Source organism: Nocardiopsis sp. NPDC006938 (assembly GCF_042869555.1).
In the GTDB taxonomy this organism is placed as follows: domain Bacteria; phylum Actinomycetota; class Actinomycetes; order Streptosporangiales; family Streptosporangiaceae; genus Nocardiopsis.
Genome location: NZ_JBIAGA010000002.1, coordinates 197,102 through 221,118, shown reverse-complemented (window position 1 = coordinate 221,118; position 24,017 = coordinate 197,102). Strand labels below are relative to the sequence as shown.

The window sequence follows — 24,017 nt, the reverse complement described above, 5'->3', positions numbered from 1 at the left end:
TCTCGAACCAATCCTGTCCAAGGGCCCGAACGGCTCGTAACATGAAAAAGGCGCACCCGGGCTCGTGGCCCGGGCGCGCCCGACGCGTACCCCTACAGCATGTCCGCCAGGAAATCGAAATCTCCCCCGGCGGCCTTCTTCAGCCTGCGGCGCTCGCGCTCGGAGAGTCCCCCCCAGATGCCGAAGCGTTCGTCATGCTCCAGCGCGTATTCCAGGCACTCCGCACGTACCTCGCACGACTGGCAGACCTTCTTCGCCTCCCGTGTCGAGCCGCCCTTCTCGGGGAAGAACGCCTCCGGGTCGGTCTGCGCGCACAGGGCACGTTCCTGCCAGCCCAGATCTTCGTCCGAGCCGTGCGCCAGCGGGATGACCTCGCTCATGCGCACCTCCTGTTGCCCCCCAATAGATGTCCCCGACCCTTTTCGTCCCCCAGGTCGGGTGGAAATCCCACAAGGGAATTACACGTGTGCGCGTCACTGTGAGTCAAGCGCACTGCGTGGTAATCCACTGAATATCATGTCACGAGCCTCCAACGGCAGGCCCGCGATGTCCGTTCTGTGGATTACCACGCAATTCACGTACCTTCCCCAGGCGCGGAGAGCGTGGCGGCCCGGGCCGGTTCAGCGCTGGCCGTCGTTGCCGTACCAGTTCTGCTGACCGTCGGCACCGCCCTGTCCTTGCTGGTCAGAGCCGTATCCGGTGCCGGAGCCGTACTGGCTGCCGTAGGTGCCACCGCTCTGGTCGGTCGCCTCGGCCCCATTGTTCTCACCGGAGTTAAAGAATGGTTCAACTCCGGGCTCGGACGGGGTGTCCTGGGCCTGCTGGCCCTGGTCCTGGTACCAACCGTTGGCGATGGCGTCCTGGGCCTGCTGGTCGGCGGCGGGCTGCGGAGCGTACTGCGACGGGTCGTAGGCCTGGCCGTAGGCGGCCTGCTGGGCGGCGGCGTCCTGACCGTAGGCCGCCTGCTGACCCGAGGCGTCGTAGTTGTACGCCTGCTGCTGGCCCGACGCGTCGTAGCCGTAGGCCTGCTGCTGGCCCGAGGCGTCCTGGCCGTAGGCGGCCTGCTGGGCGGCGGCGTCCTGACCGTAGGCCGCCTGCTGACCCGAGGCGTCGTAGTTGTACGCCTGCTGGGCGCCGGTCCCGTACGCCTGCTGCGCGGCGGGGTCCTGACCGTACGCGGCCTGCTGCTGCGCGGCGGGGTCGTAGCCGTACGCCTGCTGCTGCGCGGCCGCGTCCTGGCCGTAGGCCTGCTGGGCGCCGGTCCCGTACGCCTGCTGCTGGGCGGCGGCGTCCTGACCGTACGCGGCCTGCTGCGCGGCGGGGTCGTAGCCGTACGCCTGCTGCTGCGCGGCGGGGTCGGCGGCCGGGTAGGCGGCCTGGGCGAAGGACTGCTGCGCACCGGTGGCCGGCGGGAACTGCTGCTGGTTGTACACCTGCTGCTGCGGCTGCGCGCGCGGAACCACGGTCGGGTCGTTGAAGATCTTGATCAGGTAGAACCCGAAGAAACCGAGCACCGCGCCCTGCGCCAGACGGCCCAGGAACCCGGCGAAGGCGAGACCCCCCTGACCCGGACGGATGTCGAGGAAGCCGCTGATCAGCGCGATGAGGCAGAACAGCAGGCCGACGCCGACCAGGATCATCGCGGTGAGGATCACCGGGAACGAGTTGGGGCGGGTGCGCTGGCTGGTCAGCACCAGGGCGATCGCGGCCACGAGCAGGAAGGAGACGGAGAACCCGTAGAAGGACCCACCGCTCTCCACCATGGCCTCGGCAAAACTGGAGTCCCGGAGGCCGGAGCCGATGATCACCGAGATGAGACCGGCGAGCATGTGGACGCCCACGGCCCCCAGCAGGACCCAGGCCCCGGGAAGGCGCAGGCGGTCGAGTGTTTCGTTGTTCAAGAGAGGTTCCCCTCTTCTGCTTCGCCGTCGCGTCGGAGGAAGCTTGGCATATCGTCGGGCTGTCGGGTGAATCGGCCAGAGCGCGCTCGAACGAACGTCGGGGACACCGAACGCGGGGCCGATGAAGTGGGATGGCGACCGCCGCCCGATGGTTCACACACCGTCGGTACCGGAACGGTCACGCCGGATCGTACCCACGGAGGGGCAGACGACCCATACTCGCCCCCAGCCTGCCAGACTTGGGCGCATGCGGATAGTCGTACCGGCTGGCGGTATCGGCGGCGCGCGTTTCCTCCGCGGTCTCAAGGCCGCCCTGGGAATCGACGCCGCGGCCGAATCGGACCAGGCCACAGACCACCAGATCACCGTCATCGGCAACACCGGTGACGACATCACCCTCTTCGGCCTCCGGATCTGCCCCGATCTGGACACCGTCATGTACACCCTCGGCGGCGGGATCAACGAGGAACAGGGCTGGGGGCGCACCGACGAGACCTTCACGGTCAAGGAGGAACTCGCCGCCTACGGGATGAAGCCCACCTGGTTCGGGTTGGGCGACCGGGACACCGCCACCCACGTCGTGCGGTCGCAGATGATCGCCGCCGGGTACCCGCTCTCCTCCGTCACCACGGCGCTGTGCGACCGCTGGAAGCCCGGCGTGCGGCTCGTGCCCATGACCGACGACCAGGTCGAGACGCACGTGATCGTCGAGGACGCGGACGGCCGCCGGGCCATCCACTTCCAGGAGTGGTGGATCAGACACCGGGCCGCACTGCCCGCCCAGCAGATCATCAGCATGGGCGCGGAGAAGGCCGCGCCCGCTCCCGGCGTCATCCGTGCCATCCGCAACGCCGACGCGGTGATCATCCCGCCGTCCAACCCCGTGGTGAGCGTGGGCTCCATCCTCAACATCGGGGGTATCCGCGAGGCCATGGCGGAGAAGACCGTGGTCGGGGTCTCACCGATCATCGGCGGCGCCCCGGTGCGCGGGATGGCCGACGCGTGCCTGACCGCCGTCGGCGTGGAGACCGGGGCCGGGGCCGTGGCCGAGTACCTGGGCTCCGACCTGCTGGACGGCTGGTTGGTGGACGAGGCCGACGCCGACACCGCCGTGGAGGGCGTGGAGGTGCGCTCGCGCCCGCTGTACATGAGCGATCCGGAGTCCACGGAGGCGATCGCCCGGGCCGCCGTCGACCTCGCCCTGGAGCTGTCCGAGCGCGGGGCGGGGGCACGGTGAGCGTCCAGACGCGGACCGAGCCGGCTCCGGAGTGGTCGCGCGCGCACACGCTGACGGTGCGCGGGCTGCCCGGCATCCCCGAGGTGCGCGCGGGTGACGACCTCGCGGTGCTGGTCGCCGAGGCCGTGGCCGCTTCCGGCCAGCCCCTCACCGACGGCGACGTGCTGGTCGTCACCTCCAAGATCGTGAGCAAGGCCGAGGGGCGCTCCCAGCCCGGAGACGACCGTGAGGCGGCGATCGACGCCGAGACCGACCGGGTGGTGGCGCGCATGGGCCACATCCGGATCTCACAGCACCGGTCGGGCCTGGTCATGGCCGCGGCCGGGGTCGACGCCTCGAACGTCGAACCGGGGACGGTGCTCCTGCTCCCCGAGGACCCCGACGCCTCCGCGCGCGCCCTGAGGGCTCGTCTGGCGGAGTTGTCGGGCGTGCGCGTGGGCGTGGTGGTCTCGGACACCTTCGGCCGCCCCTGGCGGCTGGGCCAGACCGACGTGGCGATCGGTGCCGCGGGCATCGTCCCCGCGCAGGACCTGCGCGGCACCGCCGACAGCCACGGCACGGTCATGGAGGCCACCATCAACGCGGTCGCCGACGAGGTCGCGGCCGCCGGCGAACTGGTCAAGGGCAAGACCTCCGGGGTGCCGGTGGCCGTGGTCTCGGGCCTGGGCCCCCTGGTCACCGAGGAGGACGGCCCCGGGGCGGCGGCGCTCGTGCGCCCGGCCGACGAGGACCTGTTCCGGTACGGCTCCCGGGACGTGGTGGCGGCCCGGCGGACCGTGCGCTCCTTCACCGACCGCGCGGTCGACCCGGCGCTGGTGCGGCGGGCGGTGGCCACCGCGGTGACCGCCCCGGCCCCGCACCACACGACGCCCTGGCGGTTCGTGTCGGTGGAGTCCGGGGACACGCGTCGTCGGCTGCTGGACGCGATGCTCGCCGCCTGGGTCGAGGACCTGCGCGGCGACGGGTTCACCGAGGAGCAGATCGCCCGGCGGACCCGGCGCGGCGACGTGCTGCGCGGCGCCCCCTCCCTGGTGGTGCCGTTCCTGGTCGCGGACGGCGCGCACCCCTACCCGGACGAGCGCCGGGCCGACGCCGAACGGTCGATGTTCCTCGTGGCCATGGGAGCCGGTGTGCAGAGCCTGCTGGTGGGCCTGGCCATGGAGGGCCTGGGTTCGGCGTGGATCTCCTCGACGATGTTCTGCGCCGACGTGGTGCGCGAGGTCCTGGACGTGCCCGAGGACTGGCTGCCGATGGGAGCCGTGGCCGTGGGGTACGCGGCCGAGGCGCCCAGGGAGAGGCCTCCCCGGGACCCGGACGCCTTCCTCGTGGTGCGCTGACCCGGGTCCGTGGCGGCGCGTCCTGCGGCGCGGCCCGGCCCCGCCCCGGCATGCTGGGGCGGGGTCCGGGGCGTCGGAGGGGGCAGGGGTGTCCGTCGAGCATTACGTGGTCGCCACGCTGGTCGTGGTGGTGGCGGTCATCACGGGGCAGCTGATCGCCGGACGCGTGCGCCTGCCGGGCGCGGTGGTGCTGGTGGTGTTGGGCATGCTCCTCGGGGTGGTGCCGTGGATGCACTCGATGTCGATCACCCCCGAGATCATCCTCCTGGTGTTCCTCCCGCCGCTGATCTACAACGCGGCGTTCTTCTCCTCCCCCCGCGACATGCGCGAACTGGCGCGGCCCATCATCGTGATGTCGGTGGGGGTGACCCTGGCGACGGCGTTCGGCCTGGCCGCCGTCATCCACCTGCTGATCCCCGACGCGGGCTGGCCCGCCGCGATCGCGTTGGGAGCGGCCATCGCCCCCACCGACGCGGTGGCGGCGTCCGCGATCCTCAAGCGGGCGGGCACGCCGCGCCGGGTGCTGACGATCCTGGAGGGCGAGTCCCTGATCAACGACGGGGTCGCGCTGACCCTGTTCAGCCTGGCGGTGACCGCCATGCTGCGACCGCTCACCCCGGGAGACGCCCTCCTGGAGCTGGGCAAGGTGGTGGTGGGCGGCCTGCTCTACGGCGCCGTGGTGGCGGTGGTGATCGCCTGGGGGCGGAGCCGGGTCCAGGACCCGTCGCTCCAGCTGATGACGGTGCTGGTGACCCCGTTCGTGGCCTACGTCCCGTCCGAGATGGCGGGGTTCTCCGGTGTGCTCTCGGCGGTGGTGGCCGGGTTCTACCTGGGCACGCACGGCGAGGGCCTGCTGCCGCCCCGGGTCAGGGTGAGCGGCCAGACGATCTGGGGAACCCTGGTGAGCCTGTTGGAGGCGATGCTGTTCGTGCTGCTCGGGTTGCAGCTGGACGCGGTGCTGCGGGCGGTGCGGGCGCACTACTCGATCGTGGACCTGGTGGTGGCGGCGCTTCTGGTGACCGTCGCGGCGATCGTGCTGCGCATGGTGCTGATGTTGTTCCTGACCTCGCTACAGCGCTTCCTCTCGCGGTCACGCATGTCGGTGTCGAACTTCCGGGAACGGGTGGCGATCAGCTGGAGCGGGATGCGCGGGGCGGTCTCGCTCGCCATCGCGTTGTCCCTGCCCGCGACGCTGGGTGGACAGGAGTTCACGGACCGGGGCGCGCTGATCTTCATCGCGGGTGTGGTCGTGATGGGCACGCTGGTGGGGCAGGGCAGCTCTCTGCCGTGGCTGCTGCGCAAGCTGGGGCTGACCGACGAACGCACCCGTCACCGGGAGTTCCTGAGGGCCGAGTACGAGATGGACTGCGCCGCCGTGCGCAGGGTGGACGAGATGCTCACCGACGGCGACATCGACGACCGTACGGCGGACGTCGTCCGCGGGGGGTTCAGCAAGCGGATCGGCCACGTGAAGGGGCTGCTGGACGGGGACGGCGACGACCTCGACCGGGTGAAGGAGTTCGCCCGGGACCGCAGGACCACGCTCACCCAGATCAACCAGGCCCGCCGCGACGCGCTCATCTCCCTGTACCGCTCGGGGGAGATCGACCACGACGTGTTCACGAAGCTGGCACGGGACATGGACATCCGGGACAGCGGGAGCGGCCACTACGGGGTGTGAGTGGTACCGGGTCCCCAAGAAAACCGCAAACTTTCCTAACCATTTCCGTTGACTGCCGCCGAACACAACTTTAAGGTTTCTTAACAATTACCGGCTCACAGAGCACGCCTTCGTCACCCCGCTCGACGAAAGGAGCACTCCCCATGCTCAGCACCCGGAAGACCAGGCTCGCGATCCTCAGCGGCCTCGCCGCGATCGCCACCGCGTTCGTCACCACCGGTGGCGCCCTGGCCCCCGAACCCGCCCAGGCCTCGACCACCCCCGAGACCGTCGAGGCGCAACAGAACGGCCAGTGGCTCACCGGCTACTGGCACAACTTCGACAACGGCTCCACCGTGATGCCGCTCTCCGCGATCCCCAGCGAGTACAACCTCGTCGCGATCGCCTTCGCGGACAACCACCCCCAGCTCGACGGCGGCATCACCTTCAACCTGGCCAGCGACGAGCTCGACGGTTACACCGACGCCCAGTTCCGCGAGGACGTCGCCGCCATCCAGGCCGAGGGCCGCAAGGTGATCATCTCCGTGGGCGGCGAGCTCGGCCACGTGAACGTCACCAACCCCACCCAGGCGAAGAACTTCGCCGACACCACCCACGAACTCATGACGGACTACGGGTTCGACGGCGTGGACATCGACCTGGAGCACGGCATCAACGCCGAGCACATGACCAACGCCCTGCGCGACCTCAGCGACAGGACGGGTCCCGAACTCATCATCACGATGGCGCCGCAGACCATCGACTTCCAGAGCCCCAGCGCCGCCTACTACCAGCTGGCCGACAACATCTCCGACATCCTCACCATCGTGAACATGCAGTACTACAACTCGGGCTCCATGCTCGGCTGTGACGGCAGCGTGTACACGCAGGGCTCCAGCGACTTCGTCGCCGCGCAGGCCTGTATCCAGCTGGAGATGGGCCTGAGCCCCGACCAGGTCGGCCTCGGCCTGCCCGCCGTCCCCTCCGCGGCCGGAGGCGGCTACCTCGCCCCCAGCGGCATCATCTCCGCCCTGGACTGCCTGGAGACCGGCACCAACTGCGGCTCCTACTCCCCCGACACCCCCTACGGGCCGATCGGCGGCGTGATGACCTGGTCCATCAACTGGGACGCCACGAACGACTACGCCTTCGCCAACGCCATCTCGGCCCGACTCCAGTAACCCCCCGAACCCGCGGGACCACTCCCACCCGCGGTCAGCGCCCCGTCGCCTCACTCCCATCCCCGACGGGCCGCCCCCAAGGGGCGGGACGCCACCCCCCGGCGCCCCGCCCCTTTCCCGTGCGCGGCCCTCGAGATCAGAGCCAGAAATGTGACGCGCGACACACCATCAGAGCGTCCCCTTTCGGCCCCCGATCCGCCACTCATTCATGGCGGAGGGATCGGTCTCCGACACGACCACCAAGAGGAGTGTTCCCATGCTGCGGTTCTAGGGGTTCGCACTCGCGTTCGGCACTGATTCATCGGGGGAGCCCTGTCCTGAAACGGACGGGTGCCCCGATCGGTCAGGCCCAAGCCGAATGCCGAAGGGTCACGGGGAGAATCCCCGTACCCGGGAACAGAGGAGAGCGACCCCCATGCAGCACGTCACCACACAGCGGGACCTCCCGGACACCCGCCCGGAACACACCCTCGACACGATGATTCGGACCGCCTCGCAGCTGGCCGTCGAGTTCACCGGACGCCCCGGCATGTCCCACGCCGACATCGACGACGCCACCGCGCACGCCGTCAAGGAGGCCCACAGGGCGACGGTCAACGGCACGGAGATCCGGTCGCTTCGCGCCTGGATGAGGACCGTCGCCGAACGCTTCCACGCCAGGCAGGTCGGCGACCGGGAACACGAGTCCCTGGTGGAGGAGGTCGACCGGGCGTCGATTCTCGCCCATGACCCACGGCAGCTACCCGAGGAGCAGCTCGACCTCGCGGAGGGCACCAGGCTCGTCCTCGAACTCCTGGCCGCGCTCCCCCCGCTCCAGCGGCAGGCGATGACCCTCCACGCCCTGGGCGGGCTGCGGGTCGTGGACGTGGCCCAGGAGCTGGGAATCCCCGCCAGCACCGCGCGCAAACGCATCGTCCGGGCCCGTGAGGCCCTGCTCGCCATGGGACACGAACGCCTGAGCGAGGCTCTGGGACTGACCGAGGTGACCTCGAACCCCGGCGCCCGTCAGGGGAACTCTCTGAAAGAAGGGGAAGCGTGAACGACGAAACGCCCTCGGAGCTGGAATCCGCACTCGACCGCCTGCTGGCCGAGGCCGCGGACGACCTCCAGCAGGCCTGGAGGCGCCGCCTGACCCGCCGTCTGCTCGTCGACGGGGAAACGGAGCACGCGGAGCCGGACACCGAAGCGGACCGCGAGAACGCCCCGTAGTACCGGAGCGTCCGGAGCGCGGGCCGGCCCCGAGCGTGACCGGCCCCTCCACCCTGCCCCCTGACCGGAGACACCGGAGGTACACGACCTTGGCCGGGAGCCAGAAGTCCCCGTCACCCCCGTCCGACCACCAGCCCGCCCGCGTCAGTACGCGCGTCGCCCTCCTGGCGTTGATCGCGCTGATCTGCGGAGCCGCCACCGTCCTGCTCAGCCTGCACTCCGGGGTTCCCACCGGGCTCGCCCTGATCGCGGGCGCGGGAGCGGCGGCCGGAGCGTGGAAGTTCGGCGACGGCGTCATCCGCTGAACCACAGCGGGCGGGACGCCACCCCGGCGCCCCGCCCCCTTCTCGTCCGCGCCGGTCAGGCCAGGGGGAGCTGGCGACGCAGGATGCTGGGAGCCACCCCGTCGCTGGCCTCGGCCACGCGGCGGCGCTCCTGCGACACCGCCCCGTAGGTGGTGGTGCGCTGGCGGACCGGGCGGCCGGTGGGCTCCACGAGCGCCCTGATGTCGCTGATGGTCTTGTACGAGCCCTGGCCCGAACCGGCCATCCGGCTGATGGTCTCCTCCATGAGGGTGCCGCCGACGTCGTTGACGCCGCCCCGCAGCAGCTGGCGGAAGGTGTCCTCCGCGAGCTTCACCCACGACCCCTGGATGTTGTCGATGCTCCCGTGCAGGAGCAGGCGGGCCAGGGCGTGCACCGCGCGGTTCTCCCGCACGGTGGGGCCCGTGCGGGCAAGCCCGGCGAGGTAGATCGGGGCGTTCGTGTGCACGAACGGCAGCGGCACGAACTCCGTGAAGCCGGGCCTGCCGTTGCGCTCCATGGAGCGCTCCTGGAGCGAGCGCAGCAGCTTGATGTGCGCCACCCAGTGGTGCGGCGAGTCCACGTGCCCGTACATCATCGTGGACGTGGTGGGGATGCCCAGGTCATGGGCGGTCGTGATGACCTCGATCCACTCGCTGGCGGGCAGCTTGCCCTTGGTGAGCACCCACCGGACCTCGTCGTCGAGGATCTCCGCGGCCGTCCCCGGGATCGACCCGAGACCGGCCTCGCGGGCGCGGGACAGCCACTCGCGCACCGACAGGTTGGTGCGCGCCGCTCCGTTGACCACCTCCATCGGGCTGAAGGCGTGGACGTGCAGGTCCGGGACGCGCTCACGGACGGCGGCCGCGATGTCGAAGTAGGCGGTCCCGGGCAGGTCCGGGTGGATGCCGCCCTGCATGCACACCTCGGTGGCCCCGGCCTTCCAGGCCTCCTCGGCGCGGTCGGCGACCTGGTCGAGGGACAGCGTGTAGGCGTCGGCGTCGGTGCGCCGCTGGGCGAACGCGCAGAACCGGCAGCCGGTGTAGCAGACGTTGGTGAAGTTGATGTTCCTGGTCACGACGTAGGTGACGTCGTCGCCGACGGTGTCGCGGCGGACCCGGTCGGCCAGGTCGGTGAGCGCCTCCAGGGCGTCGCCGTCCGCGTGCAGCAGGGCGAGCGCCTCGGCGTCGTCGAGCCCGGCCGGGTCGTTCTCGGCGCTGCGCAGGGCGGCGGCGATCTCGGGGTCCAGGCGTCGGGGCACCGCGCCCCGGCGGTCCACACCCGGGGCGAGTTCGTCCCAGTCGCCGTAGACCGCGTCGAAGTCGCCGCGCCGGTCGTCGGTGCGGCCCTCGGTGTCGATCCCCGTGTGCAGGTCGGTGCGGCCCGAGGAGACCAGGACCGCCTCGGGCTCCTGCCAGGGGCGGCCCACCAGAGGCGCGTCCTCACGGGCCAGGCCGGTCCGCGGGTCCACCAGGGCGTCGACGTGCTCGCGCAGGCGCGGGTCCACCCACGGTTCCCCCGCCCGGATGTACTCGGGGTACACCGTGAGGCGCTCACGCAGGGTGAAGCCGCTTGCGGCGGTGCGGGCGGCCAGGTCGTCGATCTGCGGCCAGGGGCGCTCGGGGTTGACGTGGTCCGCGGTGAGCGGAGAGACCCCGCCCCAGTCGTCGATGCCCGCGCGGATCATCAGCGCGTACTCGTCCACACCGCCCTGGTCGGCGCCGATGAGGTTGGGTGGGGCCTGCACGTGCGCCCGGGGACCCATGACGAGGCGCGTGACGGCGATGGTGGCGGCCATCATGTCGCGTTCGGCGTCGGGGCGGTGCATCATCGCGGTGTCCGGTTTGGCACGGAAGTTCTGCACGATGACCTCCTGGACGCCGCCGTAGCGGCGGGAGACCCCGCGCATCGCGAAGATCGACTCGGCTCGGTCCGCGACCGTCTCGCCGATCCCCAGCAGGATGCCGGTGGTGAAGGGAACGCTGGAACGCCCGGCGTCCTCCAGGGCGCGCAGCCGCACCGCGGGGTCCTTGTCGGGGCTGCCGTAGTGGGGTTGGCCCTTCTCGGTGAACAGCCGCCGCGAGGTGGTCTCCAGCATCATCCCCATGGAGGGGGCGACCGGCTTGAGCCGTTGGAGGTCCGACCAGGTCAGGACGCCGGGGTTGAGGTGCGGGAGCAGGCCGGTCTCCTCCAGGACCATGATCGCCATGGCCCGCACATAGGAGAGGGTGTCGTCGTATCCGCGCGAGTCGAGCCACTCCGCGGCCTGTTTCCACCGGTCCTCGGGCCGGTCCCCCAGGGTGATGAGGACCTCCTTGCAGCCCGTCTCCGCGCCCCGGCGGGCGATCTCCAGGACCTCGTCGGGCGACATGTAGGGCGCCTCGACCCGGCCGGGGACCGTGGCGAAGGTGCAGTAGTGGCAGCGGTCGCGGCACAGGCGGGTCAGAGGGACGAACACCTTGCGGCTGTAGGTGATGACGGCAGGGCGGCCCGCCGCCTCCAGACCCGCGTCACGGACCCGCCCCGCGTACTCCAGGAGCCGTTCGAGGTCCTCGTCCCGGGCGTGCAGCAGCACCTCCGCCTCGGTGACGTCGAGGGTCTTGCCGTCTCGGGCGCGGGCCAGGGCCCTGCGCATCGCGGATGTCGTCGGTGTGGGCATGGGGGCAGGGTCGTTCACACCACTCATAAGGGCCCAGCCTACGCTCCCGGTCCCCCGTGCCGACGGCCGCCACCCGACGGCCGTCCCCGGTTTCGCCCCTGTGGACCACCGGGGCGGGCGGGGGCCCGCGACATAGGCTGGGACGGTGCTGACTCGGCTTCGAAGGAACCCCTGGGCGCGCCTGGCCCTGCTCGCGCTGGTGGGCGCGTGCGCGGGCGCGGCCCTGTACACCCACTGGACCCAGGCGCGGACCGCCGTGGCCGAGCTTCCCCTGTGGGTGCTGCCCGCCGCCGTCCTCGCCGGGATGCTGGGGCTGGCCGCGCAGATGATGGCCTGGCGCTCGCTGTTGGCCGGACTGGGGTCACCGCTGCCCCGAGGCGCCGCCGCCCGCGTGATGTTCGTGGGACAGCTGGGCAAGTACCTGCCGGGCTCGGTGTGGGCGTTCGTCGCCCAGGTGGAGCTGGCACGCGACTGGAAGGTGCCCAGATCACGGGGTGCGGCGGCCACCCTGCTGGCCGTGGCCGTGACGGTGGCGGTGAGTCTGGCGGTGGCCGCGGTGGCCCTGCCGCTGTCCTCCGCCGAGGCGGCCCGGCGCTGGTGGTGGGCGCTGGCGGCCGCGCCGGTGCTGCTGGCCTGCCTGCACCCGGGGGTGCTCGGGTGGGGGGTGCGGCTGGCGGCCCGCCCGTTCGCCCGGTTCCGTGAGGTGACCGAGGCCGGGCCGCTGGCGGTCGGTGGGCGCGCGGTCACGGCGTCGGTGCTCTGGACCCTGGTGGCGTGGGTACCCCTGGGCGCACACGTGTGGTTGCTGACCTGGGCCGTGGGCGGCGAGGCGCTGAGGTCGGTGGGCCCGGCGGTGGGAGCCTACGCCCTGGCCTGGGTGCTGGGGCTGCTGGTGGTGTTCGCCCCCGCCGGTCTGGGAGTGCGCGAGGTGGTGCTGGTGGTGGCGCTCGCCCCGGTCGTGGACGCGGGCGCCGCCCTGGTGGTGGCGGTGCTGTCGCGCCTGGTGATGACGGCGGCGGACCTGGGGTGGGCGGGGTTGTCGCTCCTGCTGTCCGGTCCGCCCAGAGCCGACGTCGCGGACGCGGACGTGCCCGACGCGCGGCCGGGTGCGGGTGCGGCTGTCGAGGGGGGACACGGCACCGGCACGGCGACCTGAGGGGTACGGGGGCGCGGGATCGCAGGAGCGGGGGGGAACGGGGCCCGCCCCGGGCCCGCCGTCGGCGCGGTCGTGGAGGACCGGGCCGGAACCCGCGCAACAAAACAGGAAAGAAACCTTCTATTTTGAGGGGGTGCGGCCTATGCTCATGCCGTATGAACTGGGCCCCCCGCTTCCCACGTGTCCTGTCCGCACTCGCCGCGACCCTCGTCCTGGTGCCGGTCGTGCTCGGAGCCGCCGCCCCCGCGGACGAACCCACGGACGAACCCACCCCCGACGGCCCCTCCCACGCCTACGTCAAACCCGCCGACGTGGCGTGTGACCAGGGCACCGGCACGCTCACCGTGATCGGACAGCTCTTCCCGGTCCTCAGCGACTCCCCCGACGGCCAGCCCGAACTCACACTCTCCCTGGCCGCGGAACTCGCCGCTGAGGAGAACGAGGAGGGCGGGGACGGCGAGGAGAGCCAGGAGGGGCCCGGGGCGACGGCCGAGGAGGGGTCCACGGACCTCGAACTCGTGGTCGTGCCGCATCCCGAACCCCTGCCCGGGATCACCGCCGAGGAGATGGGCGCCGCGGCGGACCGCGCCGGAACCCTCACCGCCACCCTCTCCGGCCCCGACGGCAGGCTGCTCACCGGCGACGCCCCGCCCACCCTCGCGTGGGAGGACTGGGAGCCGCCGCTGGGCTTCTACGAGGTGCGGGTGGCCACCGAGTCGTTCTCCCTGCCCGGGTTCGGTGACTGCGCGGTGACCGCCTCGACCCCGGTGAGCAGTGTCCAGGTGGGCACCGAGGAGGAGCTGGAGGGCCAGCGCGCCTCCGGTGCCGAGCAGGGTGCCTCCGGTCCGCGCGCCTACCTGCCCTGGATCGTCCTGGGGGCCGGTGTGCTCGGCGCGGTCTTCCTGCTGGTGCCCGCCGTGCTCCACCTGCGTCGGCGTTCCGCCGGGGCTCAGACGGACAGCAGCCGGTCGGTGTAGGCCGACCAGTAGGGTCCGGCGTCCACCGGACGGACGCCCCCGCGCAGCCGCGCGGGCACGCCCGGCTCGTAGAAGGCGGACAGTGCCCGCGCGAGGTCGGTGGGGTCGCCGGGGGCGCAGAGCAGGCCGTCGACCCCGTCCCGCACGTGGTCGGCCAGGGTGCCCGCCCGGGTGGCGATCACCGGAACCCCGTGCTCGTGCGCCAGCCACACGTTCTGGGTGGCGGTCGCGGTGCGGTACGGCAGCACCAGGGCGTCCGCTCCCGCGAGTAGCCCGGGCAGCGCCTCGGCGGGCACGTACCCCTCGTGGAACCGGACCCGGTCGGCCACTCCCAGCTCCTTCGCCAGGGCCGTGAGGTCGCCGGAACCGCCCCAGAACTCACCCGCCACGGTCAGGGTGACGTCCTCGGGCGCCCCCTCGGCCAGGGCGCGCAGCAGGACGTCCACGCCCTTGTAGGGGCGCACGATCCCGAAGAACAGCAGGTGGCGGCGTTCCCCGTTCGCTACGGGCTCCTCCCCCGCCCCCACCGGTGCGCCGGTCTCGGGCAGGTGCGGCGGCATCCGCGCGACCACGGGGCGCGGACGGTCGGGGCCGAGGAGCCCCTCGGCGAGGCGGCCCTGCTCGGCCGAGTGGGTGAGCACCCCGTCCACCCGCCGCAGCAGCGCCCGGACCAGGGACACGTCGACCGCTCGGCGTTCGTGCGGCAGGACGTTGTGGCACAGCGCCACCACCCGGGTCCCTCCCCCTCGCCGCGAACGGATACCGGCGAGCACGCCGAGGTAGGCGGGGACCTGCACCGGCGAGAACAGGGTGAGCACCACCAGGTCGCTGGTCGCGGCGAGCCGCCGCCCGGTGCGCCACCAGCCGTCCGGCCGGTACCAGGCCAGTTCGCGGCGGGTGTCGGGGAACGGCTCGCCCTCGGGATCGGCGATGGTCTGCTGTCCGGGGTAGAGCGCCGCCGGGTACTGTGCCCGCCACGACTCGATCCCGGTCTCACGCCCCGAGGCGCTCAGCCGGTGCGCGAGTTCGGTCGTGTGCCGGGCCCCGCCGCCCTTGTAGGGGTGCGCAGGGCCCACGAGGGTGATCCGTCCGGTCACGGGTGCTCCCTGGATCGCACGATGAGGTCGGCCAGGAGCGCGATGGCCGCGATGATCAGCCCGGTCATGAGGATCATGACGGTGTTGTTGGGCATGTAGAGCGGGTTGCGCGCCTGGTCGTACACGAACTTGGCGGCGCCGATGCCCAGCAGCCACAGGGCGGGCGGCATGAGCACCTTGAGGGGGTTGAAGTACATGACCATGCGCAGCACCTGGAGGATGTACCGGTAGGCGTCGCGGACGAAGTGGAACTTGGACGTGCCCGCGCGCTTGGCGTACTCGATGGGCACGTACCTCACGGGGTGCTGGTTCGACAGGAACGCCAGCGTGATCGTGGTGACGCAGGAGAATCCGGGCGGCAGCAGCCGCAGGTAGGGGCGGGCCACGTCCCTACGGAACACCCGGAGCCCGGAGTTGAGGTCGGGGATGCGGGTGTTGGTGAGGCGCTCGGCGATCTTGCGGATCATCCACTTGGCGGGAACCCGCAGCGCCTTGTGCGATCCCATCTCCTGGGTGCGCGCGCCCACGACCTGGTCGATCTCGGGGTCCTGGTCGAGCATCGCGACGAGCTCGGGGATGCGCTCGTTCGGGTAGCTCATGTCGGCGTCGGTCCACACCACGTACTCGCCTCGGGCCCGCTGGCTGCCGATCCTGCGCACGGTTCCGGAGCCGCCGTTGTGCCCGAAGGCCACCACCCTCATCTGGGGGAAGAGGTCCTCCACCTCGCGCAGCCGGGCCAGTGTCCCGTCGGTGGAGGCGTCGTCGACGGCGAGCAGCTCGTACCCGTACCCGGAGGCGTCCATCGCCGAGCAGATCCGTTTGATCTCGTCGACGACGTGCTCCTCCTCGTTGTAGCAGGGGAGGACGATCGTGACCCGCACGGGCGGGTCGTCGCGCTCCGGGGCGCGGTCCTGGGCGTCTGGGTGACTCATGGTCCTTCTCAGCGGGATGGTCGGGGAGGCGTGGGACTCACGCCGGGTCGTCGGCTGCGGGCAGGACCGCGGTCCACACGCTGCCGTTGAAGGTCCAGTGTCCGGTCGGGGGCTCCATGAGGGTACTGGGGTCCATCTGGGCGACGACGTGGAAGTGCCGCTCCGGTTCCACCTCGGAGTCGGTGGCCGCGTCGATCAGTTGCCAGTCCGAGGCCGCGAGGACGGCGTCGCGCCCCCTCTGGTGGATCGCGGTGACGACCCTGTCGACGGCTTCGGGCGAGGCGTCGTCGAGGGCGGCGGTGGGCACCCCGCAGACGTTACGCAGGAGCGGCATGTAGTTGCCCGCCATCCCCGAGTCGACCACGACGACGGAGGAGTCGGGTGGCAGCGACCCGCAGAGGCGTTCCGTCTCCGCGACGGTGCCCACGTCCTGCCGGTACCCCATGATTCCCCAGGCCGACGTGACGGCACCGGGTCCGAGCAGGGCCACGGCCGCCCCGGCCGCGACCACCACGGGGAGGTTCCGCACCAGAGACGCGGTGCGGGCACCGCGGACGGACCTCTCGCAGTAGCGGGTCAGCCAGGCCAGGAACCAGACCGCGAACAGCACGAACGCGGGGATCACCAGCACGATCAGGCGTCGGCTGGCCCACGGGTGGTCGGGGGTGATGGCGGGGCGCAGGAGCGTGGTGGCGACCGTCCACACGAGCAGCATGGCGGGCAGCAGCCACTGGAGGTCGCGGCGCTGGGTGAGGCGCCTCAGCACCAGCGCCACGCCGAGCGAGGCGAACAGGACGGTGCCCAGGCCCACGTACCAGCCCACCCAGTACAGGCTCATGTCGTAGTAGGTGCGGCTGCCCTCGATCGGCAGGCCCTCGATGTCCTGGACGGAGGCCACCCACTGGTCGGTGAAGTCGCTGCCGTGGCCGTAGTCCGGCCAGAGCAGCGGACGGACCGCGAAACCGACCATGACCAGCAGTGCGACCGCCGCCATCGCGTTGGGGAGCCAGCGGACGCGTTCGGTGTGCGGGAGGCCGAAGCGCCACAGCGCGGCGGTGAGCGCCACAGTGGCGCCGATGACGGCGGCGCTGATGAGCAGGAGCGGGTTGAGGGAGTCGGACAGGTACTCCAGGTACGGCTGGGAGTAGCCGTACCCCGCGACCAGCCCGTAGCCCACACCCACGCCCAGCCCCGCGAGCAGGGGCAGCGCCTGCCCCCGCCGGGCGACCAACAGGAGGCCGACGAACCCCACGACCGGCAGGAGGTCGCGGATGGCGTCGATGCGTACCAGGACGCCCAGCCCGAACACCACTCCCGCCGCCAGCGCGAGGATCTGGGGGCCGCCCCAGCGGTCCCTGAGGGCGCTTCGGCTCGCGAGGGCGTCGTAGGCGATGACCATCCCGCCCAGGAGCAGGATCTGTGCGAGGGGTTCGCTGTAGGTGAAGCGGCTCACCCACTGCTGCGGCAGGCACACGGCCAGGATGAGGGCGGCCAGGGGGGCCCAGCGCGCACCGACCAGTCGGGCGGTGAGGCCGGCGAAGGTGAGGACGCCCAGCGCGCCCAGCACCGGGGTGGTCACCAGCATGCCGTCGAGCCCGCCGAGCCAGTGCCCGACGGCCAGGACCAGGGGCGCCCCGGCCATGAACTGCGGCCAGATGACCTCGTCGCGCTGGTAGTAGGCCAGGCTCTGGTAGCTCAGTGCCGGGTCGTCGCCCGCGATGAGCTCGCGCTGTTGCGGGATGGGCAGGAACCCGTTGTCGGCGATCCACGCGGTGTACATGGCGTAGGAGGCGGGGTCGCGCCGGATCACCAGGGCCTCGGCGTGGTAGGCGATCTGGACGGCGGCGAAGGCCACGGTCACCAGAAGCACGGCGACCACCGGCCACCAGGGCGTGTCCTCCCCCTCCGGCGGGTCCGGGACCAGGCGCGGCAGCAGGGCGCACGCGGCGAGCACGGCGGGGAGTCCGAGGACGAGCCCGGTCAGCGGGGTGAACTGGCCGAGGACCAGCAGGGGGAAGGCGACGAGGAGCCAGGCCGAGAGGGCGATCGCGGGGAGCGCGGTCACACGGGCGAGGAGCCGTCCGGGAAGCAGGCGCATGAGGCAACTCTGGCACTTCGCCCCCCGCTACGCACACTCCGTCCGCATTCACGGCGCGACCGTGACAAAGGGGTGGTCGGCCCGCCTCGTGGGGGTGCGGGTGCGCCTAGCATGGGCGCCATGTCCGACTCTCCCGCGCGGCTCTGGCGCGCCCTCGTCTCCGCCGATCCCTCACGCCCGTTCGTGACCGCCTACGACGACCTCGGCGACCGGATCGAACTGTCCCGGGCCACCCTCGACAACTGGGTGTCCAAGACCTCGAACATGCTCGTGGACGGCTTCGGCACGCAGCCCGGCGACCGGATCGCGCTCTCCCTGCCTCCGCACTGGCAGTCGTTGGCGTGGGCGCTGTCGTGCTGGTCGGTGGGGGCCCGCGCCGTACTCACCGGGGGCGGGGACGCCCCCGAGGTCGCGGTGGCGGGCCCAGACCAGTTGGCGGCCGCTCTGGACGGGGGCGCGGAGGAGGTCGTGGGGACGTCCCTGGACCCGCTGGGCCTGCCGTTGCGCGAGGTCCCGCCGATGGTCATCGACTACACCGTGGAGGTCCGCGGGCACGGGGACCACTTCCCCGCCTACCCGGTCGACGCCGCCGAGCCCGCGCTCGAGTCCGCCGACCGCGTCCTCAGCGGAGCCGAGGTGGTGGCGGCCGGGCGGGATCTGGCCAAGGCGTGGGACCTGGGCGAACGCGACCGGCTCGCGGTGGTCGTCGCCCCCGGGGCCCCGCTGGCGGCCCTCGGCTCCGACCTGGCGGTGCTCACCGCCGCGATCGCCTCGGGTACGCCCCTGGTGCTGACCCCGCCGCCCAGGGAGGGCGGCCTCCAGGCCTTCCTCGACCGGATGGGCTCCGAGGGCGTGACGGTCCTGTTCGGCGACGAACCCGAGGGCGGGCTGCCCTTCCGCCGGGTGTCCCTCTAGGCGCGGGGTCCTAGGCACCGCGGGCGGTCTCCTGGGAGGCGCGCTCTCGGCGCGCCTCGCGTTCCCTGTCGGCCGCGCGCGCCGCCCTCTTGGCCTGGCGCGCGGCGCGCTCCTCTCGGGCGGTCCGCTCGGCCTCGGCTCGGTAGAGGTCGGCCGCCTGTGCGGCGAGGTCCGGGTGCATCGTGTTCCCCCTGGCTGGTGTCCGTTCCGCCGGGCGCTGCCCCGGCTGATTCCAGACTCCGGCTAAGGTCCCCCGCCGCACATCGGGAGAGTTCACGAAACGACGGCGCCGTGCCCCTCCTCAGGTGACGGGGGGCACGGCGTCGGGGCGTCTGAGGTACCTCAGAGCGACGAGGGGCCGGACTCACCGGCCGGGGATCAGGACTCCCGGTAGTAGGGGTCCGCGACGACCCCGGAACGCGTGGTCTCGTCGTAGGTGTACACCTCTCGGCCGTCGACGAACACGCGCACGGCGCGGCTCATGATGTCGAGCGGGTCGCCGGACCACACCACGACGTCGGCGTCCAGGCCGGGTCGCAGCGAGCCGACGCGGTCGTCGAGACCCATGATCTCCGCGGGGTTCACGGTGAGGGCGCGGAGCGCGGAGTCGCGGTCCATGCCCTCCTTGACGCACAGGATGGCCTGGTAGACGAGGAACTCGATCGGGATGACCGGGGCGTCCGTCGTGAGCGCGACCTTCACGCCCGCACGGTCCAGGATGCCCGGGTTGGCCAGGGTCCGGTTGCCGACCTCCACCTTGGAGCGGCTGGTCATGAGCGGCCCGGTGATGACGGGGATACCGCGCTCGGCGATCTCGTCGGCCAGCAGGTGGCCCTCGGTGCAGTGGTTGATGATGAGCCGGTAGCCGAACTCGTCGGCCAGCCGCATGGCGGTGTGCATGTCGTCGGCGCGGTGCACGTGCTGGCACCACGGCACGTCGCCGTCGAGCACCTGGACGAGGGTCTCCAGGGTGTTGTCGCGGTCGAAGGGCATCTCCTCCCGCGCCGCGTGGTCGCGCTTGGCCCGGTAGTCCTCGGCCTTGGTGAACGCGTCGCGGATGACCGCGGCGACGCCCTGGCGCGTGGAGGGGAGGGTGTCCTTCTTGCCGTAGACCCGCTTGGGGTTCTCGCCGAGCGCGCTCTTGACGCTGGCGGGCTCCTTGAGCAGGCGGTCCTCGACGCTGCGCCCCCACATCTTGAGGGCGACGGTGCGACCGCCGATGGGGTTGCCCGAGCCGGGCTTGATCACCGAGCTGGTGACGCCGCCGGACAACGCGTCGGCGAAGCCCTGGTCGGCGGGGTTGATGGCGTCGATCGCGCGCATACGGGCCGCGTTGGGGTCGGTCATCTCGTTGGTGTCGTCACCGGCCCAGCCGATGGTCTCCTCGTGGATGCCGACGTGGCCGTGGGCCTCGACGAATCCGGGGAGGACCCACTGTCCCGAGGCGTCCACGATCTGGGCACCCTCGGGGACGGTGACCTCGGCCGCCGGTCCCACGGCCGTGATCTTTCCGTCGGAGATGAGGACCGTGCCGCCGTCGATGGGGTCGCCGTCGACGGGCACCACGTGTCCGGAAGTGATTGCGATATCCATGGCGGGCAACCTAGCCGATGGACGGTCACGTTCCCAAGAGTGTTCGGTGACCGATCCGCCAACGACCGCTCAGCGGTCCGGCCAGCGCGCGGTGAGCAGTTCCGACTCGGGGCTGAGGTCCACGCTGGCCTCCTCGATGGAGTCGCGCACCATCCGGCAGTGGCCGACGTCCTCACTGTCGCCGGTGAGTTCGCCGCCCTGGGCCGCGAAGGCGTAGACCATGCTGGGCCGGTCGTCGAACTCCATGATGCGGAACGCGCCGCCCAGGCCCGGGTGGTGCGGAGTCTCCTCGGGGATCACCGCGAGGCTGACGATGCCCGCCTTGACGAGGTCGGCGAGGAAGTCCCGCTGCCCGTTGAGGACGTCGGCGCCGCCCTGGGGGCGCTGGAGCACCGACTCGTTGAGGACCACGCGCAGCGCGGGGCCCCCGGGGCCCGTGGTCGCGGCGCGTTCGGCCATCTCGTCCTCCACCATCGCCTCGATCTCGTCGCGGTCGAGGTGGGGGTGGCGCGGTTCGAGGATGGCCCGCGAGTACTCCTGGGTGCGCAGGAAGACGGGGACCGCCATCGGCTGGTGCTCCCAGAGCCGGGCGGCGTGGGTGCCGAGCTCGCTCATGTCGCCGAACTCACTCGGGAACGCCTCGGCCTGGAGGGTGATGGCCCAGGCGTCGACGAGCTGGTGTTCGGTTCCCAGCGCGGTGTCGACCCGTTCGACCAGGGAGCGGGCCGGGCGGCAGTGCGCGTCCTCCACCTCGCGGAGTTTGTCGTCGGTGACCCCGACGTTCCTGGCGAGTTCCGCCCGCGACAGGCCCCGGTCGGAGCGGGCACGCAGCACCCGCGCACCGAAGGGGAGCCACATCGCCGACGGCAACACGGCGTTCACGCCCATAACCTCTCCCGTCCTCGGCCGGTCAGCACACACCTGTGGGGGGCGTACGGTGACGTACCCTCGGTGCGGCGCCCCAGCCCCCGTGGTTCGACCTTCTCCCGGGTCGGGGCGGCTGGTCAAGCGACCGGGCGGGTGCGGCCATCCGTGATAAGTCAGTACAAAGTCGATGATGTCGCACCAGCGCTGCCGAGTGTTTCCCCCGATTGGAAGGTCCGTTGGTCTACTTCGCCCTCTTCCTCGCCCTCTTGTCACTCGTTTTCTGGGTGTACGTGCTCTTCGACGTGATCGGCGCCGACACCGCGAGGGTGCGGCTGCTCCCCAAACCGGTGTGGGCCCTGATCGTCCTGTTCCTGCCCAAGGTGGGCGCGGCCCTGTGGTTCCTGCTGGGCCGTCCGCCCCGGGACCCGGCGCTCGCCCGGACCGAGGCCGGACCGGTCTCGCCGTTTCCCGAGTACGAGCACCCCGGACGCGCCCGCGCCGTCTCCCCGGAGGAGGACGAGGCGTTCCTGCGGCGCTGCCGTGAACGCGCCGAGGAACAGCGCCGTCGCGCACGTGAGATCCAGGAGCGGGAGTCCCGGGAGCGGAACGAGCGCGAGCACGGCGACCGCGGCGCTCCGGAGCGGGAGGAGCCGAGGGGGGAGGCCGGTGACCCGCGCCGCGACCGCGACGGCGACGGCGACCCGATCGGCCCCTCCTCCTGACGCCCGCCCCGACGTGCGCGGGCCGACGTGCGCGGGCCGACGTGCGCGGGCCGCCCGCGACGGCGGTTCGGCCAGCCCACGGGCCGGGCGCCGATCCGCCCGCAGTACTCTGTGTGCCGCCCCGCCGCGAACCTGACCCCGGAAGTGAACCGATGAACCGCTTGACCCTGCCGGTGGCGATCCTCGCCTCCACCGCCCTGCTGGCCACCGCCGCGTGCCAGAACGAGCCGGAGTCCACGGAGGCGCCGGAGTCCCCCGCGAACACGGAGTCCACGGAACCCACCGAGCCGACCGCCACGGACGTGGCGGTCCCCGACGTCGACGGTGCCACGCTGCACACCAGCGAGGGCGACGTCGAGGTGGAGCTGTTCGCCTCGGAGGCACCGCTGACCGTGACCAACTTCGTGGAACTCGCCGAGGGCGACGGCCCGGAGAACCCGCGCACGGGCGACGCCGAGTTCTACGACGGGACGGTGTTCCACCGCGTCATCGACGGTTTCATGATCCAGGGCGGCGACCCGGAGGGGACCGGGCGCGGCGGCCCCGGCTACAAGTTCGAGGACGAGTTCTCGTCCGGGCGGGGCTTCGACGAGCCGGGGCTGCTGGCCATGGCGAACTCGGGGCCGAACACGAACGGTTCGCAGTTCTTCATCACGGTGGCGCCCACCCCGCACCTGAACGGCCTGCACACCATCTTCGGCAAGGTCGCCGACGAGGAGTCGATGGCGGTCGTGGAGGCGATCTCGGTGGTCCCCACGGACGGCGGAGACCGCCCCAACAGCGACGTCGTCCTGGAGTCGGTCACCATCAAGCACGCGGGAGAGTGATCCCGCTCCCCGGCAGCGGGGACGCGGACGGCGGTGGTGCCCCGGGGCGCCGCCGCCGTCGTCGTTCGCGCCCCGCCCGGCCTCCGAACGCGCGGGCCCCGTGCGTCACGGCCGCCCTCGTGGGACGAACGCGCGAGGCCGGTGCGGGGTCAGCGCCGCCGCTTGGCCATGGCGGCCCGGGCCCGTTCGACCGCCGGGCCGATCGCCTCGACCAGCCGGTCGACGTCCTCCGCCGTGGACGTACGCCCCAGGGACAGCCGCAGACTGCTCAGCGCCACGTCCGGGTCGGCCCCGGTGGCCAACAGCACGTGGCTGGGCTGGGCCACCCCCGCCGAGCAGGCCGAACCGGTGGAACAGGAGATACCCCGGGCGTCGAGCAGCATCAGCAGGGCATCGCCCTCGCAGCCCGGGAACGACAGGTGCGCGATCCCCGGAAGCCGGAGTTCGGGGTCGCCGTTGACGACCACGTCGGGCACGACCCCGCGCACCCGTGACTCCAGTTCGTCGCGGAGCGCCGTCAGGTGCTTGGCGTGCTCCTCACGTCCCAGGACGGCGGCGTGCACGGCGGTCGCCAACCCGCGTGCGAGCGGCGCCGACAGGGTTCCGGAGCGGATGTCGCGCTCCTGCCCCCCTCCGTGCAGGACGGGGGTCGGGGCGAGTCCGCGGGCGACCACCAGGGCCGCGCTGCCGACCGGCCCCCCCAGCTTGTGGCCGCTGAGGGTGAGGGCGCTCACGCCGCTGGACGCGAAGTCGACCTCCAGCGCGCCCACCGCCTGGACCGCGTCCGTGTGGAAGGGGACGCCGTACTCGGCAGCGACGGCGGCCAGCTCGCGCACCGGTTGGACGGTGCCGATCTCGTTGTTGGCCCACATCACGGAGACCACGGCCACCGAGGCGGGGTCGCGTTCGATGGCCGCGCGCAGCACCTCGGGGCGCACCCGCCCCAAGGCGTCCACGGGCAGTTCCTCGTAGACGGCGCCCTGGTGGTCGGCGGTCCACCGGGCGGGGTCGAGCGCGGCGTGGTGCTCGACCGCGCTGACCAGCACGCGCGTGCGGGCGGGGTCGGCGGCCCTGCGCGACCAGTACAGGCCCTTGATCGCGATGTTGTTCGACTCGGTCCCCCCGGCGGTGAAGACCACTTCGTGCGGTGTGGCTCCCACCGCCTCGGCGACGCGTTCGCGCGACTCCTCGACGGTACGGCGGGCGGCCCGCCCGTGTCCGTGCAGGGACGAGGGGTTTCCGAGGGCGCCGAGCTCGGCCGCCACGTCGGCGATCACCTCGGGGCGGACATCGGTCGTGGCTGCGTGATCGAGATACACCATGGCGCATTCCAGGATACGTCGGGCA

The 24,017-nt window shown here is 72.0% G+C and carries 22 protein-coding genes; 12 read left to right on the top strand and 10 right to left on the bottom strand.

Annotated features, from left to right (window positions below; genetic code table 11):
• Positions 1 to 92 precede the first annotated feature (92 nt).
• A complete protein-coding gene (locus ACFYL4_RS03950) occupies positions 93 to 380 on the bottom strand; it encodes a WhiB family transcriptional regulator (RefSeq protein WP_014908913.1) in 288 nt (95 codons plus the stop codon).
• A 240-nt stretch (positions 381 to 620) separates the two neighbouring features.
• Positions 621 to 1,901, bottom strand: coding sequence for a hypothetical protein (locus ACFYL4_RS03945; RefSeq protein WP_357757455.1), 1,281 nt, complete (start codon positions 1,899 to 1,901; stop codon positions 621 to 623).
• Positions 1,902 to 2,148: 247 nt separating this feature from the next.
• On the opposite strand from ACFYL4_RS03945, the gene cofD reads away from it, so the two are divergent.
• The 7 genes from cofD (at position 2,149) to ACFYL4_RS03910 (ending at position 8,830) form a co-directional block, all read left to right on the top strand.
• Positions 2,149 to 3,138, top strand: a complete 990-nt coding sequence (gene cofD / locus ACFYL4_RS03940; RefSeq protein ID WP_357757457.1) for a 2-phospho-L-lactate transferase — start codon at positions 2,149 to 2,151, stop codon at positions 3,136 to 3,138.
• A complete protein-coding gene (locus ACFYL4_RS03935) occupies positions 3,135 to 4,475 on the top strand; it encodes a coenzyme F420-0:L-glutamate ligase (protein ID WP_357757460.1) in 1,341 nt (446 codons plus the stop codon). The genes cofD and ACFYL4_RS03935 overlap by 4 nt, the downstream gene beginning before the upstream one ends.
• Before the next feature lie 88 nt (positions 4,476 to 4,563).
• Entirely contained in the window at positions 4,564 to 6,156 is a 1,593-nt protein-coding gene (locus ACFYL4_RS03930; protein WP_387516235.1) for a Na+/H+ antiporter, read from the top strand.
• Positions 6,157 to 6,299: 143 nt separating this feature from the next.
• Entirely contained in the window at positions 6,300 to 7,316 is a 1,017-nt protein-coding gene (locus tag ACFYL4_RS03925) for a chitinase (protein WP_357757467.1), read from the top strand.
• A gap of 415 nt (positions 7,317 to 7,731) precedes the next feature.
• Positions 7,732 to 8,355 (top strand): sigma-70 family RNA polymerase sigma factor, encoded by a 624-nt coding sequence (locus ACFYL4_RS03920; protein WP_387516233.1) that lies wholly within the window; start codon positions 7,732 to 7,734, stop codon positions 8,353 to 8,355.
• On the top strand, positions 8,352 to 8,525 hold the full coding sequence (locus tag ACFYL4_RS03915) for a hypothetical protein (protein WP_357757473.1): 174 nt from the start codon (positions 8,352 to 8,354) through the stop codon (positions 8,523 to 8,525). The genes ACFYL4_RS03920 and ACFYL4_RS03915 overlap by 4 nt, the downstream gene beginning before the upstream one ends.
• An 89-nt stretch (positions 8,526 to 8,614) precedes the next feature.
• Positions 8,615 to 8,830 carry a hypothetical protein gene (locus ACFYL4_RS03910; RefSeq protein WP_357757476.1) on the top strand — a complete coding sequence of 72 codons (216 nt, stop codon included), beginning with the start codon at positions 8,615 to 8,617 and terminating at the stop codon, positions 8,828 to 8,830.
• A gap of 55 nt (positions 8,831 to 8,885) precedes the next feature.
• Here the strand turns inward: ACFYL4_RS03910 and ACFYL4_RS03905 are convergent, their stop codons facing one another.
• The gene (locus ACFYL4_RS03905) at positions 8,886 to 11,513 is read right to left on the bottom strand and encodes a bifunctional FO biosynthesis protein CofGH (RefSeq protein ID WP_387516231.1); all 2,628 of its coding nucleotides are present in this window, start codon (positions 11,511 to 11,513) and stop codon (positions 8,886 to 8,888) included.
• Positions 11,514 to 11,631: 118 nt separating this feature from the next.
• Here ACFYL4_RS03905 and ACFYL4_RS03900 point away from each other — a divergent pair, with 118 nt between their 5' ends.
• Both ACFYL4_RS03900 and ACFYL4_RS03895 read left to right on the top strand, forming a co-directional pair.
• Positions 11,632 to 12,642 (top strand): lysylphosphatidylglycerol synthase domain-containing protein, encoded by a 1,011-nt coding sequence (locus ACFYL4_RS03900; RefSeq protein WP_387516229.1) that lies wholly within the window; start codon positions 11,632 to 11,634, stop codon positions 12,640 to 12,642.
• 155 nt (positions 12,643 to 12,797) lie between these two features.
• Positions 12,798 to 13,619, top strand: a complete 822-nt coding sequence (locus ACFYL4_RS03895; protein WP_387516227.1) for a hypothetical protein — start codon at positions 12,798 to 12,800, stop codon at positions 13,617 to 13,619.
• Here the strand turns inward: ACFYL4_RS03895 and ACFYL4_RS03890 are convergent.
• From ACFYL4_RS03890 to ACFYL4_RS03880, 3 genes are read right to left on the bottom strand one after another with little or no spacing between them, the layout of a single operon-like run.
• Positions 13,592 to 14,716, bottom strand: coding sequence for a glycosyltransferase family 4 protein (locus ACFYL4_RS03890; RefSeq protein WP_387516224.1), 1,125 nt, complete (start codon positions 14,714 to 14,716; stop codon positions 13,592 to 13,594). The genes ACFYL4_RS03895 and ACFYL4_RS03890 overlap by 28 nt on opposite strands.
• The gene (locus tag ACFYL4_RS03885) at positions 14,713 to 15,648 is read right to left on the bottom strand and encodes a glycosyltransferase family 2 protein (protein ID WP_387516222.1); all 936 of its coding nucleotides are present in this window, start codon (positions 15,646 to 15,648) and stop codon (positions 14,713 to 14,715) included. Before ACFYL4_RS03885 ends, ACFYL4_RS03890 begins: the two co-directional genes overlap by 4 nt.
• Positions 15,649 to 15,685: 37 nt before the next feature.
• Positions 15,686 to 17,746 carry a hypothetical protein gene (locus ACFYL4_RS03880; RefSeq protein ID WP_357757492.1) on the bottom strand — a complete coding sequence of 687 codons (2,061 nt, stop codon included), beginning with the start codon at positions 17,744 to 17,746 and terminating at the stop codon, positions 15,686 to 15,688.
• Between the two features lie 111 nt (positions 17,747 to 17,857).
• Between ACFYL4_RS03880 and ACFYL4_RS03875 the strand changes: the two genes are divergently transcribed.
• A complete protein-coding gene (locus ACFYL4_RS03875; protein ID WP_387516220.1) occupies positions 17,858 to 18,661 on the top strand; it encodes a TIGR03089 family protein in 804 nt (267 codons plus the stop codon).
• Between the two features lie 10 nt (positions 18,662 to 18,671).
• Here ACFYL4_RS03875 and ACFYL4_RS03870 read toward each other — a convergent pair whose 3' ends face one another.
• The 3 genes from ACFYL4_RS03870 to ACFYL4_RS03860 all read right to left on the bottom strand — a co-directional run bounded on the left by ACFYL4_RS03870 (position 18,672) and on the right by ACFYL4_RS03860 (position 21,142).
• On the bottom strand, positions 18,672 to 18,842 hold the full coding sequence (locus ACFYL4_RS03870; protein ID WP_387516218.1) for a hypothetical protein: 171 nt from the start codon (positions 18,840 to 18,842) through the stop codon (positions 18,672 to 18,674).
• Between the two features lie 197 nt (positions 18,843 to 19,039).
• Positions 19,040 to 20,254, bottom strand: coding sequence for an amidohydrolase (locus tag ACFYL4_RS03865; RefSeq protein ID WP_387516216.1), 1,215 nt, complete (start codon positions 20,252 to 20,254; stop codon positions 19,040 to 19,042).
• Positions 20,255 to 20,323: 69 nt separating this feature from the next.
• Positions 20,324 to 21,142 carry a helix-turn-helix transcriptional regulator gene (locus ACFYL4_RS03860; protein ID WP_357757504.1) on the bottom strand — a complete coding sequence of 273 codons (819 nt, stop codon included), beginning with the start codon at positions 21,140 to 21,142 and terminating at the stop codon, positions 20,324 to 20,326.
• Between the two features lie 215 nt (positions 21,143 to 21,357).
• Between ACFYL4_RS03860 and ACFYL4_RS03855 the strand changes: the two genes are divergently transcribed.
• Both ACFYL4_RS03855 and ACFYL4_RS03850 read left to right on the top strand, forming a co-directional pair.
• Positions 21,358 to 21,843, top strand: coding sequence for a PLD nuclease N-terminal domain-containing protein (locus tag ACFYL4_RS03855; protein ID WP_387516214.1), 486 nt, complete (start codon positions 21,358 to 21,360; stop codon positions 21,841 to 21,843).
• Between the two features lie 152 nt (positions 21,844 to 21,995).
• Positions 21,996 to 22,670 carry a peptidylprolyl isomerase gene (locus ACFYL4_RS03850; protein WP_387516212.1) on the top strand — a complete coding sequence of 225 codons (675 nt, stop codon included), beginning with the start codon at positions 21,996 to 21,998 and terminating at the stop codon, positions 22,668 to 22,670.
• Positions 22,671 to 22,819: 149 nt separating this feature from the next.
• Here the strand turns inward: ACFYL4_RS03850 and ACFYL4_RS03845 are convergent, their stop codons facing one another.
• Entirely contained in the window at positions 22,820 to 23,992 is a 1,173-nt protein-coding gene (locus ACFYL4_RS03845) for a cysteine desulfurase family protein (protein ID WP_387516210.1), read from the bottom strand.
• Between the last annotated feature and the right edge of the window lie 25 nt (positions 23,993 to 24,017).

What these genes read in the sequence shown, in the direction of transcription:
- ACFYL4_RS03925 (WP_357757467.1), top strand. Translation starts at nt 6,300, where the DNA reads ATGCTCAGCACCCGGAAGACCAGGCTCGCGATCCTCAGCGGCCTCGCC.
- ACFYL4_RS03850 (WP_387516212.1), top strand. Translation starts at nt 21,996, where the DNA reads ATGAACCGCTTGACCCTGCCGGTGGCGATCCTCGCCTCCACCGCCCTG.
- ACFYL4_RS03885 (WP_387516222.1), bottom strand. Translation starts at nt 15,648, where the DNA reads ATGAGTCACCCAGACGCCCAGGACCGCGCCCCGGAGCGCGACGACCCG.
- ACFYL4_RS03870 (WP_387516218.1), bottom strand. Translation starts at nt 18,842, where the DNA reads ATGCACCCGGACCTCGCCGCACAGGCGGCCGACCTCTACCGAGCCGAG.
- ACFYL4_RS03895 (WP_387516227.1), top strand. Translation starts at nt 12,798, where the DNA reads ATGAACTGGGCCCCCCGCTTCCCACGTGTCCTGTCCGCACTCGCCGCG.
- ACFYL4_RS03860 (WP_357757504.1), bottom strand. Translation starts at nt 21,142, where the DNA reads ATGGGCGTGAACGCCGTGTTGCCGTCGGCGATGTGGCTCCCCTTCGGT.
- ACFYL4_RS03950 (WP_014908913.1), bottom strand. Translation starts at nt 380, where the DNA reads ATGAGCGAGGTCATCCCGCTGGCGCACGGCTCGGACGAAGATCTGGGC.
- ACFYL4_RS03920 (WP_387516233.1), top strand. Translation starts at nt 7,732, where the DNA reads ATGCAGCACGTCACCACACAGCGGGACCTCCCGGACACCCGCCCGGAA.
- ACFYL4_RS03865 (WP_387516216.1), bottom strand. Translation starts at nt 20,254, where the DNA reads ATGGATATCGCAATCACTTCCGGACACGTGGTGCCCGTCGACGGCGAC.
- ACFYL4_RS03875 (WP_387516220.1), top strand. Translation starts at nt 17,858, where the DNA reads ATGGGCGCCATGTCCGACTCTCCCGCGCGGCTCTGGCGCGCCCTCGTC.
- ACFYL4_RS03845 (WP_387516210.1), bottom strand. Translation starts at nt 23,992, where the DNA reads ATGGTGTATCTCGATCACGCAGCCACGACCGATGTCCGCCCCGAGGTG.
- cofD (WP_357757457.1), top strand. Translation starts at nt 2,149, where the DNA reads ATGCGGATAGTCGTACCGGCTGGCGGTATCGGCGGCGCGCGTTTCCTC.
- ACFYL4_RS03905 (WP_387516231.1), bottom strand. Translation starts at nt 11,513, where the DNA reads ATGAGTGGTGTGAACGACCCTGCCCCCATGCCCACACCGACGACATCC.
- ACFYL4_RS03880 (WP_357757492.1), bottom strand. Translation starts at nt 17,746, where the DNA reads ATGCGCCTGCTTCCCGGACGGCTCCTCGCCCGTGTGACCGCGCTCCCC.